Origin of the sequence: Flavobacterium wongokense (assembly GCF_021608265.1) — a bacterium.
GTDB lineage: Bacteria > Bacteroidota > Bacteroidia > Flavobacteriales > Flavobacteriaceae > Flavobacterium > Flavobacterium wongokense.
In genome coordinates this window covers 71203-90535 of record NZ_JAKIHP010000007.1, presented here as the reverse complement: position 1 = coordinate 90535, position 19333 = coordinate 71203, and the positions used below count along the sequence as shown (strand labels likewise).

Below are 19333 nucleotides of genomic sequence, written 5' to 3'. Positions count from 1 at the left end.
TTCAAAAATCAAATTATTTCAGCGACAAAATTCCTTGTTTCAGTATTTGGCCGAAATCGTACATTGCTTCATAGGAGCAATAAAATGGCACTGGCGCAAGCCTGATGACATTTGGTTCGCGCCAATCGGTAATTACGCCATTTTTCATTAAATAGTCAAAAAGGCTTCTTCCCTGTCCGTGTAAAAAAACGGAAAGCTGGCAGGCTCTTTCCAACTGGTTCGATGGAGTAATGATTTCGAATTCGGTTCCTTCAATTTGTTCGTCGATTTCATGCAAAATGAATTCCAGGTAAGCCGTAATCTGATCTCTTTTTTTGATAAGCTTTTCCATTCCAACTTCGGCAAACATTTCTACTGAGGCCAAATACGGCGCCAAGGATAAAACCGGAAGATTGCTCACCTGCCAACCATCTGCGCTGGCTATCGGATCAAAAGTGGGTTCCATTAAAAAACGACGTTGCTTATTTTGTCCCCACCAACCTCCAAAACGCGCAAGGTCTTTATTGGCATGATGTCTTTCATGGATAAAACAGCCAGAAGCATTTCCCGGTCCTGAATTCATGTATTTATAAGAGCACCACGCGGCAAAATCGACATTCCAGTCGTGTAGTTCCAATTTGATGTTTCCCGCAGCATGTGCTAAGTCGAAACCAACCATGGCTCCGGCTTTATGCCCGGCTTCGGTAATGGCTTTCATATCAAAAACCTGTCCTGTATAATAATTTACCCCGCCAATCAAGACTAAAGCCAGCTCATCTCCAACTTCATTGATTTTGGCTAACACATCTTCAAGGCGTATGTTGTGTTCGCCTTCCCTTCTTTTGATTTCAACAATGGCATCTTCTGCTTTGTATCCGCGAAAGTGGACCTGCGTCTGAAACATATATTGATCGGAAGGGAATGCCTTTTCCTCGCAAATGATTTTGTAACGTGTTTTTGTGGGTTTGTAAAATGAAACCATCAGCAGGTGTAAATTAACAGTCAGCGTATTCATTACCGTAATTTCTGAAGGTTTTGCACCAACTACCTTACTCAACGGGTTGGCAAAACGCTCGTGGTAATCCCACCATGGTTTTTCGGCATAAAAATGACCTTCAACCGCAAGATTCGCCCAATCATTCATTACTTCATCAACATATTTTTTGGTGATTTTTGGCTGTAATCCCAACGAATTCCCAGTAAAATAAATTACATCTTTTCCATTGTGCTGTGGAAAGATAAATTCATTCCTGTAGTTTTTCAATTCGTCCTGTGCATCGAGTTGCTGAGCAAATTCGCGTGTATTTTGAAATGTCATTGTTGTTGTTTTTGTGGCGTAAAAGTATTGAAAAGTGGCAAAGTTTCAAAGCAACAAAGTGGCAAAGTTTGCAGGGACATTCTGTTAAAATTTTTGAGGTTAAAAAAAACTTTCTAACTTTATCATGCCCAAAAATCATTTGCTGTACGAAAGACCCCAACTTTTGAGCAGATTGAATCAGTATATAAACTTAACCAAATCTTTATGTTATGAAACATCAAGCCTTTAAAGCCGCCGTTTTATTTCTGGGCGCATTATGTTTTCAATCTCTTTTTTCACAACCCAATTCATTTTCCGCGCGTGGCGTGGGTGGTGGCGGAGCCATGTTTTCAATGGCTTTCAATCCTGCCAATGACAATGAATATTACGCTTCCTGCGATATGGGCGAATTATTCCATACTACTGATTTTGGCCAGAACTATTCGCAGGTCGACCATCGCCAGGTTTGGGGCGGACACGATTCCAAAGTCTGTTATACTTCTACTCCCGGTCTGCTTTACACTATTAGCTATGCCAACGACATGCAGCGTCCTATGAAAAGCATCGATAACGGAGTAACCTGGACGGCTCTTACCGGTAATCCTAATAATGGGGAAGAATTATACAGCATTAATGCCGATTATGACAACCCAAGCCGAATCCTGATTTCACAATACAATCGTATTTATTTTTCGGGTAATGGAGGCACTACTTTTACGAACATCCATACTGCCACAACCGGTAATGGGATTGTTGTAGGTGGGGTTTTCTTTGACGGAAACAATATTTATATCGGAACCAATAATGGTGTTTTGGTTTCAACCAATGGAGGAACCAGTTGGTCGATGGCTGCCTTGACCGGTATTCCTGCGACCGACCGGATCTGGTCTTTTGCAGGTGCCAAAGTCGGTGGCGTGACCCGATTCTTTTGCATTACGGCACTGAATACGGCCATTTATGCCGGAATGCCCGGCTCTGATTATTGGGGTTTCCCAAAAGGCGTATATTCGGTTGACTATGGCTCAGGAAACTGGGTTTCAAGAATGGGCGGAATTACATCAGGAGTGGATTTCCCGATGTTTGTGGGAATGGCAAAAAATGACATCAACACCGTTTATTTGTGCGGAAGCAACACCAGTTCGAGGCCTATTGTTTTGAAAACGACAAATGCCGGAACCAACTGGAGCAACACTTTCCTCACAACCAATAATCAAAACATTATTACAGGCTGGAGCGGGCAAGGTGGCGACAGAGGCTGGAGTTATGGAGAATGTCCTTTTGGAATGGCGGTTTCGCCGAATAATTCCAGCAAGGTTATTTTTGGGGATTATGGCTTTGTACACAAAACTTCCAATGGCGGAACTTCCTGGCAACAGGCTTATGTAACTGCTGCAACCCAAAATCCTGCCAACGCTGCCACACCACAGTTCCATTCCTATCAAAGTAACGGGCTTGAAAACACAACCAGCTGGCAGATGCATTGGATTAGCGCCAGCAAAGTATGGTCGTGTTTTTCAGATATTAAAGGGATTAAAAGTACCGATTCGGGAGCTTCGTGGTCATTCAATTATACCGGGCACAATGCCAATACCAGTTACAGGATTGCGGCACATCCTACCAACGGAACCTTATTTATGGCGACTTCAGACATCCATGACATGTATCAAAGTACACGCTTGTTTGATGAAACGCTGGATGCTGATGACGCCAATGGAAAAATTGTTTATTCAACCAATGAAGGCCAGACCTGGCAAAACCTGCATGTTTTCAATCATCCTGTTTTTTGGATTGCAATTGACCCAAATAATCCGAATACAGCTTATGCCAGCGTGATTCATTATAACGGTGGTGCTGGTGTTGGCGGCATTTATAAAACTACGAATTTGAACCTTTTGGCTTCGTCGACATGGACCTTATTGCCAAACCCGCCACGAACCGAAAAGCACCCAGCGTGCATTAATGTTTTAAATGACGGAAAAGTGGTCTGCTCCTATTCGGGGCGTCGTACCGATGACGGATTCCAGCCAAGTTCAGGTGTGTTTGTTTATAATCCTGCAGGGAACAGCTGGACCGATGTTTCACATGCAGGAATGCAGTATTGGACCAAAGACGTCATCATTGACCCCAATGACGCCACGCAAAACACCTGGTATGCCTGTGTATTTAGTGGTTGGGGTGGTGCCCCAAATGGTTTAGGCGGATTGTATAAAACCACGAATCGAGGTACCAGCTGGACCAAATTAACCGGAACGACAATAGACCGTGTGACTTCCATTACTTTTAACCCAACGAACGCCAACCAAATTTACCTTACGACTGAAGGCCAGGGTTTGTGGATGTGTTCGAATATCAATTCGGGTACGCCAAGCTTTACGATGGTAAATTCGTATCCGTTCCAGCAACCGGAGCGTGTGTTTTTCAATCCGTATAATGCCAATGAGCTTTGGGTGACGAGTTTTGGAAACGGAATGAAAGTAGGAAGCCTTGTCCCTCTTGGAATCGAAGACGGAACACTTGAAAGCAATGCTGTTTTGCTGCATCCTAATCCTGCTTCTGATGCTGTTTCTTTGGAAAGCAGACTCGAGATAGAACAGGTAAAAATTTACAGTTTGACCGGAGCTTTGGTGAAAGAAGGTTTTGCAAAAAGTTTTTCGGTTGCCGATTTGACAGCGGGAATTTACCTGGTTGTTGTAAAAACAGCTGACGGTGAGTTTACCAAGAAGTTAGTTAAACAATAATATGCGTGAAGGATGGGAGCCAGCTACCGTGTAGCGCGTACAGCCTGACCCGAAGGGGCACGCCCAAAAAAAAAGAAAATCCCAACATTGCTGTTGGGATTTCTTATTTATAATATTAACATCGCGTCTCCATAAGAATAGAAACGGTATTTTTCCTTGATGGCTTCTTCGTATGCTTTTTTCATTAAATCGTGTCCGCAGAATGCCGAAATCATCATTAATAAGGTTGATTTTGGTGTGTGGAAATTGGTCACCATGCAATCAGCAATGCTGAAATCGTAAGGTGGGAAAATGAATTTGTTCGTCCAGCCTACATACGGATTCAAAGTACGTGCTGAAGAAACCGAACTTTCAATGGCACGCATTGAAGTGGTTCCGATGCAACAGATTTTTTTCTTTTTGGCTTTGGCTTCGTTTACAACATCACAGGCTTCCTGAGTGATGATTAACTCTTCCGAATCCATTTTGTGTTTTGACAAATCTTCTACCTCAACTGGGTTGAAGGTTCCCAAACCTACGTGAAGCGTAACCTCAGCAAAGTTGATTCCTTTGATTTCCAATCTTTTCAAAAGGTGTTTTGAGAAGTGTAAACCAGCAGTTGGTGCCGCTACAGCTCCTTCTTCCTTGGCATAAATCGTTTGGTAACGTTCAGCATCTTCTTCGGTTACGTCACGGTTGATGTATTTTGGGATTGGAGTTTCTCCAAGTTCCGTTAATTTTCTTCTGAACTCCTCATACGAACCGTCGTAAAGGAAACGCAGAGTCCTTCCACGTGAAGTAGTGTTGTCGATTACCTCAGCGACCAACGAATCGTCATCGCCAAAGTATAATTTGTTTCCGATTCTGATTTTACGCGCAGGATCAACCAAAACGTCCCAAAGGCGTTGTTCGGCGTTTAATTCGCGCAACAAAAAGACTTCAATCCTCGCTCCGGTTTTTTCCTTGTTTCCATACATACGTGCAGGGAAAACTTTGGTATTATTCAAAATCATCACATCGCCATCATCAAAATAATCGATAATGTCCTTGAATGTTTTATGCTCTATGGTTTTTGTTTTTCTGTTGACAACCATTAATCTGGCTTCGTCTCTGTTTTCTGCTGGGAATTCCGCCAAAAGTTCGTTTGGCAGATTGAACTGGAAATGAGATAATTTCATCTAAAAGAGTTATGGGTTATAAGTTATGAGTTATGACCCGAGCCTTTGGCGAACTGAGCGAAGCTAGTTGTGTCATAATTTTCTAACGTGTGCAAATATACTATTGTCAACTAGGCGTTGTCAAGTAAAAAGGTGTTTATTTTTTGAAAGTTGTAAAAAACTTTGCCTCTCTGCTACTTTCCTACTCTGCCACTTCTATTTGAACTCCAATACTTTTTAAATCTTCCCAAAAAGCCGGATAGGATTTTGAAACCACTTCGGCTTGTTCAATGACAATATCCATTTTGATTGCCAATGGGGCAAAAGCCATTGCCATTCGGTGGTCCTGATAGGTTTTGATTTTGATGCCGGGATTGATTTTCACTGACGGCTCTAAAGTCAGGCTTTCATCGGAAATCGAAACGTTGGCACCCAATTTCCCGAGTTCGTTTTTGAGTGCCAGCAATCGGTCGGTTTCCTTGATTTTGAGTGTGTGCAAACCTGTTAAATGGCAACCGATTCCCAGTCCGAAACAGGTTACGGCTATCGTTTGGGCGATGTCGGGAGCATTGTTTAATTCTAAATTTTGAATTTTGAATTTTGAATTATTGGTTTTTTTTAAATGAATGGAATTATTTTGAAAAGTGGTTTCAACACCAAATTCACTATAGATTTCTGCCAACACCGAATCGCCCTGGAAACTGTCTTTTTTATAACTTGAAAGAGTAATGCTGGTGCCAATTTTAGACAAGGCAATTATCGAATAGAAATAAGATGCTGAACTCCAGTCGGATTCTACAATTATAGGTTTGGATGTTTTGATTTCAGATTTTGGGTTTACAATTATTTTATTCCCAGTAAAAGAAGTTTCAACTCCGATTTCTCTGAGTAAAGCCAGCGTCATTTTTATGTAAGGAACCGAGGTTATTTCGCCGCCTAATTTCAATTCCAAACCCTTTTCGAGTTTTGGCCCAATGAGCAAAAGTGCCGAAATATATTGGCTGCTTACATTGGCAGCGAGGGAAACCTGATTTTGCAAAAGTTTTTTCCCTTTGATTTTTATTGGTGGAAAGCCTTCATTTTCCTGATACGTAATTTCAGCTCCGAGCTGCCTTAAAGCATCAACCAGGATTTTGACCGGACGTTCCTTCATTCGGGAAGAACCTGTAAGCACTACTTCCCTTCCTTCCTGAATGGCAAAATAAGCAGTCAGAAAACGCATGGCGGTTCCGGCATGATGAATGTCGATACTACTTTCAATGCCTTGCAATGCTTTTACCATTACTTCAGAGTCATCAGAATTGGAAGTATTTTCCAAAACCAGATCGGGATACAATGCCTGAAGCAATAACAGCCTGTTGGTTTCGGATTTGCTTCCGGAAACCTTGATGGCATTTTGACTGTTTATAATTGATGCTTTTAGAAGTAAATCCAAAACTATTTCAGTTTATCGTTGCTGTGATGGCGGTCGTGGTCGCGGTTGGTTTTCAAATCCATCTTTCTGTCAAAGGCTGCCTGAAGGTCAATCCCGGTTTGGTTCGCCAGGCATAAAACCACAAAAACCACATCGGCAAGTTCTTCGCCCAGGTCTTTGTTTTTATCGCTTTCCTTTTCGGATTGTTCCCCGTAACGGCGCGCTATGATTCGGGCTACTTCACCCACTTCTTCGGTAAGCTGTGCCATATTGGTTAGCTCGTTGAAATAACGGACTCCGTGGTTTTTAATCCAATTGTCTACTTCCAGTTGGGAATTTTTTAAATCCATTTTTGAGTTGCTTTTATAATTCAAAGATACAACTCAAACAAAAATAAAACACTATACTTTTTTAAGTACAATTTTCTCGGTCTGTTTATCGATCATTTCCTTGAAAAAAATCTTTAGGACTTCATAATATCCGGCATCAATTACAGATTGGTTGATTTCTTGGGTATAAAGTAACTGGATCTGCTTTCCTACATTGGAAATTTCATATTTAAAGCTTCCAAGGCCTGAAGGTAACGCAACATTTTTTGGTTCGGGCAATGTTTCAACAGCATATCCCTGTGGAATGGTTAGACTGATATTGTATTTGAGTTGTTGTGGAAATACAAAATCGATTGGATAATCGCGGTATTCCTGTTTGAATGGATTTTGTGTTGTCGCGAAAAATAGAAAAGGGCTCATATAAATTTTGCCTCCAATAATTTCGGCTCCGTTGTTTGTTGCAAAATTGTAATTTTCAATTATTGGCAAATCGATGTCAAGGCTGTTATGTACTCCGTAATCCTCAACTTCAAGCCCCGGATTTTCCTTTTCAAGTTTTTCGACATAACTTTCCTTGGAGATGGCATTGTTTTTATTCCGGAATTCACGTGCATTATAATCAAAGTATTGATTTTTTATCTTTCCCGATACATCTCCGGACGCATTGACATCAATCATCAGGTTGACAATTTTTCTCGAATTTGATTTGGGCATCAAATCGATTTCTGTTGAAGTTCCGTCCTTCCTAATCAATCGTCCCTGCCAGTTCAATGCGCGTATGGGAAGACTGTTCAAATCTGAAATTTTTTCGGTCGCATCCATCAAAATGGTCTTTCCGTCTATTTCCGCTGCGGCGATTACATAATTGAAAAGTGTCCTGTTGGGAAAGGTTGCAAATCCGTTTTCCCTGGTACTCATGATTACAGGATTGGCGTTAATGCCGGCATATCTTAACATTGCAACCAGCATCAGGTTAATTTCGGCAACATTTCCAACCTTCTCGGTAAAAGCTACATTCATTTTGCGTTTGGGATAATAGCTTGTCCTGTTGTCCCAATTCATCCTGTTTTTTACATAATTGAAAATCTTTTTGGCTCGTTCCTGAGGCGATGTAATTTCATGTATCAGTGGCTTGACTTCTTCGATAAAATAATCGGAGCTGGTGATGGCTTCATTAAAATCCTTATCATCAAAGATTGATTTGGCTACAGCTTCCCAAGTTGTACCTATCTGCTTCGGTTTTTCGTTGGGATAACGTATCATCTGAAGTTCATGTTCGAGTTGTCCGTAATAATTATCCATATTATTGACATAATCTTCTTCTATCAATGCGGGAATATTCGAAGCATTGTAAACCGTCACAATTTGGTTGTATTCCAATGTACGGCTAACTTTCGCTAAATGTGCTTCGCTTTGATAGGATTGATATGTTGATTCCAACTTTTGATCCATATTGAGTTTGATATAGCCTTTTTTAATGGCATTATAAATATAAAACTCGGGTATGTTGGTTTTGTATTCTGCATAATCTACCGGAATGTCATATTGGTATTGGAATTCCGGAAGCACCGATATATTTTCGGATTTAAACCTGTATTCCAATTCAATGATAGAGCCAGGCTTTACATTGGGAAAAGCAACCGCCTTTACTTCCCAGTTTTCATTTATCTGCTCTTTGAATTTGCTTTCCCCAGTCACTTTGGTTTTGACAATTTTGTCATTTTCGAGGTTGTAGGTAAAACCACTTTCAATGCTGACATATTCGTCTTCAAGATTTTCGTAACCAACGTAATACGGGATTTTGAAATTTGCCCATTTCAATCCTTCATTTTTATAGATTTTGAGCTTAACCTGAAAGTAGGTAACCGATGTAAATCCCTTTTGTTCCGTATAAGTGAATTCGGTCCTTGCCTTTTTAAAGATTATGGCTGCAGCGGCAGAAGTATCTGTCTTATGTTGCTTTTCCAGCAATTCCGCTTTAGTGACTTTGCCAAGGATTAATTTTTGCCCAACAGCATTGGACAAACAACAAATCAAAAGAAAAAGCAGCAAATTTGATTTATTCATGGTTATACTTTTTTAAGGACAATTTTCTCTGTTTGCTTATTGATCATTTCCTTATAAAAATTCTTCAAGGTTTCGTAATGTTCGGAACCGATGATTGCCTGGTTGATATCATATGTGTACAATATCTGTATCTGGCTTCCATTGGTTGAGATATTGTATTTGAAGTTTGCAAGGTCATCAATCATGCTAACCGCTTTTGCCGTGGGTAATAGCTCTACAGCATATCCTTCAGGAATGGTAAGGCTGATGTTGAATTTGTCCTGGTTGGGAAACACAAAATCTACCGGATATTCCCTGATTTCCTGTTTGAATGGATTTTCGGTTTTGGCAAAAAACAGGAATGGTGACAGGTACATTTTATCTCCAATGATTTCGACAGAATTGGTTGCGGTAAAATCATAATTTTCGATTACCGGCAAAGTCAAATCTTCTTTGTTTACGATATTATACTCTCCTATTTCCAATCCTTGGTGGTCTTTTTCAAGCTTCTCAAGGTAAGCGTCCTTGGATGTTGCATTGTTGGCCTGCCTGAATGCCAGGGCATTATAGTCAAAATACTGTTCCCTGATTTTGCCTTTTATTTCACCATTGCCTTCAATTTTTGCCAATATATTTATGATGTCCTTTGAATTTAATTTGGGCATCAAATCAATATCGGCGGAACTGCCGTTTTTCCTAATAATCCTGCCAAACCAATTCAAATCCCTTATGGGAAGTATATCCGGCATCGCATATTTGTTGGTTGCATCCAGCAAAATAACCTGATTGGTTAATTCTATTCCGCAAATCACATAATTAAAGGCTGTTATCGACGGCAATACAGAAAGCCCGTTTGCACGTGTGCTGAGTAAGATTGGATTTGCATCTATTCCTGCATACCGCAACATTGCAGTTAGCATCAAATTGATTTCGGCAGTATTTCCTTTTTTTTCCTGATATGCTTTTTTTACACCATCATTACAGGCAAATCCATAATATTCGTCCCAGGTAACTTTTGACTTTACATAATTGAAAATTGCATTTATTTTTTCCTGTTGTGTGGTCAGGCCGGTTAAAAGAGCGTCCACATCTTTTTCAAAATAGCCTGTTTTCTTTAGCTCGGTGCCAAAATACTCGCTATCATATACCCTTTTTACAACAGATTCCCAATCGGTAGCCAGATTTTCACTTATGCCATAACTATTTTTCACCGATGCCAGTTCATAACGAATCCTCGCCCTGTAATTATTGATATTGTTGACATAGTCTTCATCCTTCATTGCAGGAACATTTTTTAATTTATAAATGATCCTATGCTGGTATGACTTGAGATTAGGAAGGTTAAATATCTCCTCCTTGATTTCCGGAACCAAAAACCCGGTTAATGATTTGTTGTAAAAATACAAGTCTGAATATTCAACCTTAAGTTCAACATCATTTACAGGTATTCCTTCCTGGAAATAGAAATTGACAAGCCTGTATACATTATTGGTGTAACGGGTTATTTTATATTCAATGATTGAACCTTCCTTGACGTCTGAAAGCACAATCTTTTTTACATTGAGGTCCTTGGTCATTTCTTCCTTAAAGTCGCCCTCTTTTTTGAGTTTTGTTTTGACAATCTGGCCGTTTACAACATTGTAGGTTGCCACGTTTGAAAAGTTAAGTTTTTCATTATTTCCGGTATAATAAGCTTCACTGACATTCGCATAATCATACGCTTCCTTTTTATAGATTTTTATTTTGACTTCTGTTTCAACGAATGCCTGGCCAATAGTGCTGTCAAATGTTATCTGGCTTTTTTTGAAAAGCACTGCTGCAGCTGCAGAAGTATCGGTTGGACATACTTTCTCATTCAATTCCTCAAGGGTTACTTTTCCGAGTTCTTTTTTTTGTGCGAAAGCCGACACGCTTAAAAATAATGCTGCGATAACAATTGCCGGGTGTAATTTACTTGTTTTTGATTTCATGGTTTTAGGTCTTTGCAATAACTATTCTTGAGCTATCGGTTTTGGCTATGGTTTCTCTGAATTTCCTGTAGTTTTCGTATTTGGATTTATCATAGAATCCTTTTTTGATTACTAATTTTCTTTTACACATTATTTTGGTTGGGCTGACAGTGCTGAATTCAATTTTATAATAGCCAAATTCGGTGTCCTGCTCCAATCCATTTGGTTTTGCCTCAACAATGAAACCATCCGGAATGGTAATCTCAATTTCTTCTTCATTGGTAAAGCCTCTTTCCATTTCGAATGGATACTCCCGTGTCCTGTATTTTTTTGGAACATAAGAATTTTGGTCGAAAGCATTAAGTGCGAATAATAGTTTTCCTCCCGAATTTTGGGCATAACCTTCGGCTTCCAATTCCAAATCTTCTGTAAATTCGATAGTTTTAGAATCATTGCTCAGGTTGATTTTCTTTATTGAAAGATTGTTCATATTATCAAATTCCTCCTTATAATCCTTGAGTTGATTTTCCCTGCTCAGTCGTTCTTTTCTGAATTCATTGTTGTACTTCAATCCTTTTGAAACCATTTTGACCTTACCGATAAGGTTGCCGTTTTCCATAATTTGATACGAGCCTTTAGTGGTCTTAAGATTGTCGGCCTCAGTAAAAAGCTTTGTTTTTATTATTTCTCCACCTTCCGGTTTTACCAATAGTACATTCCTGTCATCGGTAAAATCACCCTGGAATCCAAACGGATGGATTTGACTTGTACATTCCAGCCAAACCAAATCCTTATCAACAGGCAATGTCAAAATCACATGGTTTCCCTGAACCGAAGCAAAATCGTTTTGCAGGTCTTTTGTTTCATCATGCCCTGCATAAACAACAGTATAATAGGACGGAACGCCTACAGATTTTAATAAACATCGGGTATAATTGGTCAGTGCCTTGCAGTCGCCGTAGCCGAGTTTGTCAACATCTTTTGCCAGCATTGGCTTCCAACCGCCAATCCCAACCTGAACGCTCACGTAACGTGTTTTCTCCTGGACATATTTATAGATGATTTTTGCAATTTCAACAGGACGCTTTTCGTTTCCAATCAATTGCTTAATCTTGAGCTGCGTTTCTTCCGGAATCTCCTCGGTATCTGCCAACAGCGAATTGTAATACCATTTGCCAAATTCGGCCCAATTGGTAGCTTTGCCTTCTACATTTTCAAGAGAGAAGTTTTCAAGTGAAAAATACACTATCGGAAAAACCTCAACGAAACTTGGGCTGAGCTCTTCCCTTTTCTTAGCGACTAGATTCTTTGCTGCATAACTTACCGATGATGATGTTTCCGATTTTTCGATTAGGTACTTTGCAGAAAAATTTGCCTCTTTCTTTTTCAGGTTTAATTCGGGTTTAAAAGTAATGCTCAGGGAAGTATTTTCGGTACTCACCAAAAAATTATCAACCGGAATCCACGGAGCTATAAAAGCAGTATTGGAAGTTTGTATTTCAGTTTCAAAAGCTACAGTGAATGGATAACTGATGGGCGTATAATCCAGATATAAAGTCCTATTGTCGTTAAACACAGAAACGCCATCTGCTACACTGGCATCTGTAAAATCCTTTTTTTTATAGGTTTTTATAGGCTTGCCAAGAGCATCATAAATATCTGCCTCAATTTGTGTTATTTTTCTGTTCTTGTCATAGCTCTCAGACAAGTCAAGGTTCCTTAAGCCCAATTCATTTAAAACCGTTGTAACTGTCAGTGATTTAACCGTCATTGATTTCTGAGAAGAAATATCGATGCTGGTTTTACTAAGGCGAATGACTACATTGGCATTTTGCTTTAAACTGTCGGGAATGGCAGCCACAGAGTAGTCTACTTTTTGTCCAAAAATTAAAACGGGGAATAAAAGTAATAGAAAGTGTAAAAAGGTTAATTTCATTTGGACTAAGTTTCTCCAAATATAAAAAAATTAACTTCTCTTTAACATTTTACTCTTTATTTTTTGTGTCGATGATTATTGTCACGGGACCATCATTTAAAAGTGCTACTTTCATATCGGCACCAAAGGTTCCGGTCTGGACTTTTTTACCCAATCCGGTTTCCATTTTCAGGATGAAAGACTCGTATAGTGGAATCGAAATCTCTGGTTTTGCTGCCTTTAAATACGAAGGCCGATTGCCTTTTTTTGTCGATGCCTGCAACGTAAACTGGCTTACGATGATGATGCCGCCTTTTACATCTTTCAACGATAAATTCATCACGTGGTTTTCATCATCAAAAATTCGGAGGTTGGCAATTTTGGAAGTCATCCAATCCAAATCATCATTGGTATCGGATTCTTCAAAACCGGCAAGCACCAACAATCCCTTTTGGATATCGGCAGCCTTAATGCCTTCAATGGTGACTGAAGCTTCGGAAACACGCTGGATAACGGCTTTCATCTGTTAGGATTTTCGGGTTTCGTCACTGGCAATCCGGTCGTCATTGTAAACATCCTGCCTGTAATGTTCATCATCGCCTTCGAGGATTTTGAGGTAACTATTGTAGCGTGACCACGCAATCTTATTTTCTTCCAAAGCTTTTTTAACAGCGCAATGCGGCTCTTCCTTATGCAGGCAGTTATTGAATTTGCATTGGTCTTTTAGCTTAAAAAACTCAGGGAAATAATCGCTAACCTCATAAGGCTCCATATCTACAACTCCGAATCCCTTGATTCCCGGTGTATCGATTATTTTGGCATCAAAGGACAAATCATACATTTCGGCAAAGGTCGTAGTATGCTGTCCTTGCTTACTCTGTTCTGAAATGTTTTTGGTTTTTAGGTTTAGTTCGGGTTCCAATGCGTTGACCAAAGTCGATTTTCCTACTCCCGAATGTCCCGAAAACATGCTGACTTTCCCAATCATCATTTGCTTTAATTCTTCCAAACCTTTCTTTTCAATTGCCGAAACCTTAAGGCATTTGTATCCAATATCAGAATAGATGTACTGAAGGTATAATTGCTCATCCTGCATCGCTTCATCGTAAGTATCGACTTTATTGAAAACCAAAACGGTTTCAATATCATAGGCTTCAGCGGTAACCAAAAACCTATCGATAAAACTGGTTGTCGTAGGAGGATTGTTGATGGTAATCAATAAAAAAACAACATCAATGTTGGAAGCAATGATATGGGTTTGTTTGGACAGGTTCACCGATTTCCTGACAATGTAATTCTTTCGGTCGTGAATGTTGTGAATGGTTCCTGTAATGTCGTCTGAAGTATCATCCAATTCAAAATCTACTACATCGCCAACCGCAATCGGATTGGTGCTTTTGATGCCCTGCATGCGGAACTTTCCTTTGATGCGGCATTCAAAAACCTGATGGTCTTCGGTCTTAACCGTGTACCAGCTTCCGGTAGATTTATAAACGAGTCCGGTCATCTTTTGAATTTAGGATTTAGGCAAAGGTAAAAAAACCAAACCGTATATGGTTTAAGTTTGGTTCAAATAAAAAGCTGTGAAAATTTTCACAGCTTTTTTTGGTTTTTAATCTTCAAGGAACATACGTCCCAGCTTATCCAGTTTCTTTCTCGATGAATAAATAATGTATTCGTTAGGTGTTTTCCTGTAGTAAACACCCGGACGGATCACTAGTTCATTCTTGATTGCCTCTTCAGGGTCTTTTCTGGTAATCTGGCCATTTGCATCAAAGATGAAAAGTGCCGGAACCGCATTATTGTAGTTTCCTAATGATTTGATTTCCTCGATATCGGTAACTCCTTTGTTTTTTACGTTGTCGTTGAAAAGGATGTTCAAAACACCATTTTTATAAATAGGAATCGCTCCTAAATATTCTGGTCCTTTCCCCATTTGAGCCAATGGAATAGACATGGCAACACCAACGTTGAAGTTCCCGTTGCCACCAACTGCTCCAAAAGCAAATGACATAGTCGTTACAGCCGCAGACTGCTCTTTTGGCAATACATTGCTCCATTCCAATGAACCGTCAGGCTTAAGGGAAGTAACAATGATTTCGTTTTTGGTATACGTTACCGGAGTAAATGCCAATGGCCCAATTCCTGAACTTTGACCAACATACACAAACTGCAATTCTGACAATACGATAATACCACCGTCATTTTTTTCAATTAAGGTAGTGATACTGTATAAAGGCTTAACGTCTTTCCCTTTTTTAGCTCTTCTTTCGCCCAACAATTTCACTTTGGTAGCATAATCAAACTCGTTGAATTTCAGGTTATCGTTAGTGTTTGTTGCCAAATTAATGGTAGCGTTGTAAATACCTTTCAACTCTTTATTGGCTTTACCGTTGTCGCGCACGCTTGAGTAAAATCCAACCAATTCCAACATATTTTTATTGGTAGACATCATTTTACAGTTGATGATTTCCTTGCCTTTGATATTGATGTCAACTACTTCTTTTTTGTAGTTATTCGCTTTTTTGAAAGCGTGAATCTGGAATTTCTCTATCTGTTCCTTCTTTTTTGAATCCCTGTAACTTTCGTTGATTACCAAAAAGACATCATCCTGGAAATTCAATTCAAAGTCAGAAATCGTAAACTCATAATCTTTTTTACTGTCGTCAAAGCTTACTTTCTCTTCACTGCTGAAAAGGCTTGCCAGTTTGTCATCAAATAGTTTAACTTCATATTTAATGGCATCCTCTTTTGGAAAACGCGAAGTATGCATGATCAGCAATGCGCCTTCATCCTGGGATTGCTTGAAGTAAAATCCACCGCGCTCCGACTTTTTAGCAACTTCTGAACTGAATAATGGAATTGTATTTTTACTCAAAATCCCTTTTTCAGAAATTTCGGTTCCAATTAAATTAAAGATTTTCTCTTTCTTATTGAAAACACTTCCAATAGCATAAAGCTTTCCATTTAATAAAAAGATATCTTCGAAATCAACTTCCTTATCACTGATTTGAGGGATAACAATAGGATTTGAAGAAAGCAATTTCATCGACTTTGATTCGAAAATCTTAATGAAATAATCATCCTTGTTAAGTCCAAGAGCATAAATCTTGTTGCTTGCTTCCCCGATAATTTTTACAATTTTTTGTTTGTCTTCCGGTAATTCCTCACCGTAAGTCATGTTGATTTTATCAATTTTGTTCTGCGCATTCAGGCTTATACCGCAACAAACAAAAAGAATAAAAAACAAAAAGGTTTTTTTCATTTTGGTAGTTTTTAAATTTATACTGTTTTTATTGTTGGCGCAATGATACAAAAAAACCTATGACAAATCATAGGTTTGGATTTAATTTGGAAAAAAAATCAACGATTTATGATTTTTTCCTGATGTGCGATGCTTTCCTGGTGTATTGCCTTGAAAATCCGAAGGATAAATTCTTCACTAAGTCCTTTATCTTCACCTTCCAATATCATTTTCCCAAGGATTTCATTCCAACGTTTGTTTTGCAGAACCGCGATGTTTTTTTCCTTTTTCAAGGCTCCGATCTGCTCTGCGACTTTCATCCTGCTTCCTAAAATTTCCAACAACTTGGTATCAGCTATGTCAATGCTCGATCGCAGCTTTATCATTTTGGTATTGAAATCATCATCTTCAGTCGCTGTTTTCCTTACCTTCAGGTCTTCAAAAATCTGTTTCAGAACCGTTGGCGTTACCTGTTGTGCCGCGTCGCTCCAGGCATTATCGGGATCAATATGCGTTTCTATGATTAGTCCGTCATAATTCAGGTCCAATGCCTGTTGTGAGACTTCCTGAATCATATTTCGCTGGCCGGTAATATGTGATGGGTCGCAAATCAGTACCAAATCGGGGAAACGGCTTTGCAGCTCAATTGGCAATTGCCATTCCGGGATGTTTCGGTATTTGGTTTTTTCATACGTTGAAAATCCTCTGTGGATAACGCCCAGGTTTTTGATTCCGGCATTATACAAACGTTCAACGCCACCAATCCACAAAGCCAAATCAGGATTCACCGGATTTTTTACCAAAACAATTTTATCTGTGCCAGCCAAAGCATCTGCGATTTCCTGAACCGCAAACGGATTGACGGTGGTTCGGGCACCAATCCAAAGCACATCAATATCGTGCTCCAAAGCTAATTTAACATGGGTTGCATTCGCAACCTCAACGGCCATCAGCAATCCTGTTTCGGCTTTGGCTTTTTGCAGCCAATTCAACCCAATGGCCCCAACGCCTTCAAATCCTCCGGGACGCGTTCTTGGTTTCCAGATTCCGGCGCGGAAAATGCTCACATCAGAATTTTTCAGTTCGTGTGCAATCCTTAATACCTGTTCTTCTGTTTCTGCACTGCATGGTCCGGCTATTACCAAAGGATGACTCAAATTTAAATCATCCAACCATTTTCTGTTTTCTGCTGTAATGTCCATAGCTTTTTATCTTGTGTAAAATTAATTTCTTTTGTTTAAAATCTGTTGATTGCCTGCTGTATTTTTTCTTCAGTAACGCAAAGCGAAAACCGAATATACCCTTCGCCGTTGCTCCCGAAAATCGTTCCCGGAGTTATGAATAAATGTTTTTCCAAAAGCAGTCCGTCTATAAATGCTTCCGAAGACTGAATTCCTTCAGGCAGTTTTGCCCATACAAACAATCCAACACTGTCGCCGTCGAAAGTACAGTTGAGTTTTTCAGCCAATTGAAAAATCAGGTTGCGGCGTTTGGTATAAATTTGGTTTTGCTGTTCAAACCAATCGGTTCCAAGTTTTAATGCTTCAATGGCTCCTTTCTGGATTCCGTAAAACATACCGCTGTCCATATTGCTTTTTACTTTCAAAACTGCATCAATCAAAGTTGGGTTTCCCAACACCATTCCAACACGCCAACCTGCCATATTGTAGGTTTTGGAAAGGGAATTCAGTTCCAACGCAATCTCTTTCGCACCATCAACCTGCAAAATCGAAATCGGATGCTCATTCAAGACGAAACTGTACGGATTGTCGTTTACAATTAAAATACTGTGTTTTTTTCCAAATGCAATCAGCTTTTCGAATAATTCCAAATTGCCATTTTTCCCTGTTGGCATGTGTGGATACGAAACCCACATCAGTTTGACTTTTGACAAATCCATTCTTTCCAACGCTTCAAAATCGGGCTGCCAATTGGTTGCATCCGACAAGTCATAATAAACCGCTTTTGCCTGTACCAATTCGGTTACCGAAGCATAGGTTGGATAACCGGGATTCGGAATCAGGACTTCATCTCCCTCATTTAAAAAAGCCAGCGAAATGTGCATGATTCCTTCTTTGGAACCCATAAGCGGCAATACTTCCGAATTGAAATCCAATGCAACACCAAATTGCTTTTGATAAAAATCGGACATCCCTTTCCTAAGCTCAGGCAAGCCCTGATAACTTTGATATTCGTGGGCTTTGTCGTCAAACATCGCTTTTTGAATGGCTTCAATTACCGATTTGTCCGGAACCAAATCGGGGCTTCCGATTCCCATATTGATGATTGGGTTACCTTCCAAAATCAATTGGCGTACTTCGCGGAGTTTCCTTGAAAAATAGTATTCCTCAACGGTATTCAGTCTTTTGGCAGTTGTTATCATAAGCGTCCGTTTTTATATTCACCCAACACTTTGAAGTGGGTCGTCATTAAAGCCAAAATGTTTTTTGCCTTCTCGTAATGCTTGTACTTCTCAAAAATCACATCTACAAAAAAGGAATATTGAAAAGGCTGTTCAATAATCGGCATTGACTGGATTTTGGTCAGGCTGAGTTTGCAATTGTTCATTACATTTAAAACCGTGGCAAGGCTTCCCGCGGTGTCGTCCAGTTCAAATTTTATGGATGCTTTGTTAATCTCTTCCTTCGGCAACTCTTTATTCTGCGTTTTTACAATCACAAACCTTGTTTTGTTACTTTGAATCGTATGGATTCCGGCTGCGAGGATTTCGAGGTCGTATAATTTGGCGGCAATTGGAGCGGCAACAGCACCAATTCCTTTCAATTGCTGTTCCTGGATTCGTCTTGCTGTTTCAGCCGTGTCGCCACTTTCCACCAATTTGATATGTGGATACTGGCTAAAGAAAACCGCACATTGCAGCAAAGCAATCGGATGCGAATGAACCTCAGTGATGTCCTCAATTTTCTGGCCTTTGAGCACCATTAAGTTCATGTGGATGTCCAAATAATGTTCGCCAATGATATGCAGGTTGTTGCGGTCAATTAAGGCATAATTCGGAATTATCGAACCCGCAATGGAATTCTCCAACGCCATTACACCTTTCTGTGCCTTGCTTTCTAATAAACTTTTGACCACATCATCAAACGACATGCATTCATCCATATCATATTCCTGGTTGAAATATTCCTGGGCAACCTGATGGTGGAACGAACCTTTGATTCCCTGTATTGCAATTTTTGTTTCCATAGAGCAAAAAAAAATCCCGATTTGCATCGGGATTTATATATAGTTAGTTTTAATTTTTACTTTTTCACATAACACAATA

14 protein-coding genes are annotated in these 19333 nt (G+C 39.7%); 1 reads left to right on the top strand and 13 read right to left on the bottom strand.

The annotated features are described in order from the left end of the window. Positions 1–13: 13 nt before the first annotated feature. Entirely contained in the window at positions 14–1297 is a 1284-nt protein-coding gene (gene kynU / locus L1S31_RS13625; protein WP_236465315.1) for a kynureninase, read from the bottom strand. Between the two features lie 209 nt (positions 1298–1506). Between kynU and L1S31_RS13620 the strand changes: the two genes are divergently transcribed. Next, on the top strand, positions 1507–4014 hold the full coding sequence (locus tag L1S31_RS13620) for a T9SS type A sorting domain-containing protein (RefSeq protein ID WP_236465314.1): 2508 nt from the start codon (positions 1507–1509) through the stop codon (positions 4012–4014). A 107-nt stretch (positions 4015–4121) separates the two neighbouring features. Here the strand turns inward: L1S31_RS13620 and queA are convergent, their stop codons facing one another. The 12 genes from queA to L1S31_RS13560 all read right to left on the bottom strand — a co-directional run bounded on the left by queA (position 4122) and on the right by L1S31_RS13560 (position 19254). Next, positions 4122–5171 (bottom strand): tRNA preQ1(34) S-adenosylmethionine ribosyltransferase-isomerase QueA, encoded by a 1050-nt coding sequence (queA, locus tag L1S31_RS13615; RefSeq protein WP_236465312.1) that lies wholly within the window; start codon positions 5169–5171, stop codon positions 4122–4124. A gap of 181 nt (positions 5172–5352) precedes the next feature. Continuing rightward, entirely contained in the window at positions 5353–6585 is a 1233-nt protein-coding gene (locus L1S31_RS13610; RefSeq protein WP_236465310.1) for a 3-phosphoshikimate 1-carboxyvinyltransferase, read from the bottom strand. Positions 6586–6587: 2 nt separating this feature from the next. Further along, complete coding sequence (locus tag L1S31_RS13605) at positions 6588–6914, bottom strand: nucleotide pyrophosphohydrolase (RefSeq protein WP_236465309.1); 327 nt, start codon at positions 6912–6914, stop codon at positions 6588–6590. Positions 6915–6965: 51 nt separating this feature from the next. Beyond that, positions 6966–8960: a transglutaminase family protein gene (locus L1S31_RS13600; RefSeq protein ID WP_236465308.1), complete on the bottom strand. Its 1995-nt coding sequence runs from the start codon at positions 8958–8960 to the stop codon at positions 6966–6968. A gap of 2 nt (positions 8961–8962) precedes the next feature. Beyond that, positions 8963–10909: a transglutaminase family protein gene (locus L1S31_RS13595; protein WP_236465306.1), complete on the bottom strand. Its 1947-nt coding sequence runs from the start codon at positions 10907–10909 to the stop codon at positions 8963–8965. A gap of 4 nt (positions 10910–10913) precedes the next feature. Continuing rightward, the gene (locus L1S31_RS13590; protein WP_236465305.1) at positions 10914–12824 is read right to left on the bottom strand and encodes a DUF3858 domain-containing protein; all 1911 of its coding nucleotides are present in this window, start codon (positions 12822–12824) and stop codon (positions 10914–10916) included. Between the two features lie 49 nt (positions 12825–12873). After that, positions 12874–13326, bottom strand: a complete 453-nt coding sequence (gene dtd / locus L1S31_RS13585) for a D-aminoacyl-tRNA deacylase (RefSeq protein ID WP_236465304.1) — start codon at positions 13324–13326, stop codon at positions 12874–12876. A 3-nt stretch (positions 13327–13329) separates the two neighbouring features. After that, positions 13330–14310, bottom strand: coding sequence for a ribosome small subunit-dependent GTPase A (gene rsgA, locus L1S31_RS13580; protein ID WP_236465303.1), 981 nt, complete (start codon positions 14308–14310; stop codon positions 13330–13332). Between the two features lie 105 nt (positions 14311–14415). After that, on the bottom strand, positions 14416–16068 hold the full coding sequence (locus L1S31_RS13575; RefSeq protein ID WP_236465302.1) for a hypothetical protein: 1653 nt from the start codon (positions 16066–16068) through the stop codon (positions 14416–14418). A gap of 98 nt (positions 16069–16166) precedes the next feature. Further along, positions 16167–17249 carry a bifunctional 3-deoxy-7-phosphoheptulonate synthase/chorismate mutase type II gene (locus L1S31_RS13570; RefSeq protein ID WP_236465301.1) on the bottom strand — a complete coding sequence of 361 codons (1083 nt, stop codon included), beginning with the start codon at positions 17247–17249 and terminating at the stop codon, positions 16167–16169. Between the two features lie 35 nt (positions 17250–17284). Then, positions 17285–18430 carry a pyridoxal phosphate-dependent aminotransferase gene (locus L1S31_RS13565; protein WP_236465300.1) on the bottom strand — a complete coding sequence of 382 codons (1146 nt, stop codon included), beginning with the start codon at positions 18428–18430 and terminating at the stop codon, positions 17285–17287. After that, a complete protein-coding gene (locus L1S31_RS13560) occupies positions 18427–19254 on the bottom strand; it encodes a prephenate dehydratase (RefSeq protein ID WP_236465299.1) in 828 nt (275 codons plus the stop codon). The genes L1S31_RS13565 and L1S31_RS13560 overlap by 4 nt, the downstream gene beginning before the upstream one ends. Positions 19255–19333: the final 79 nt, after the last annotated feature.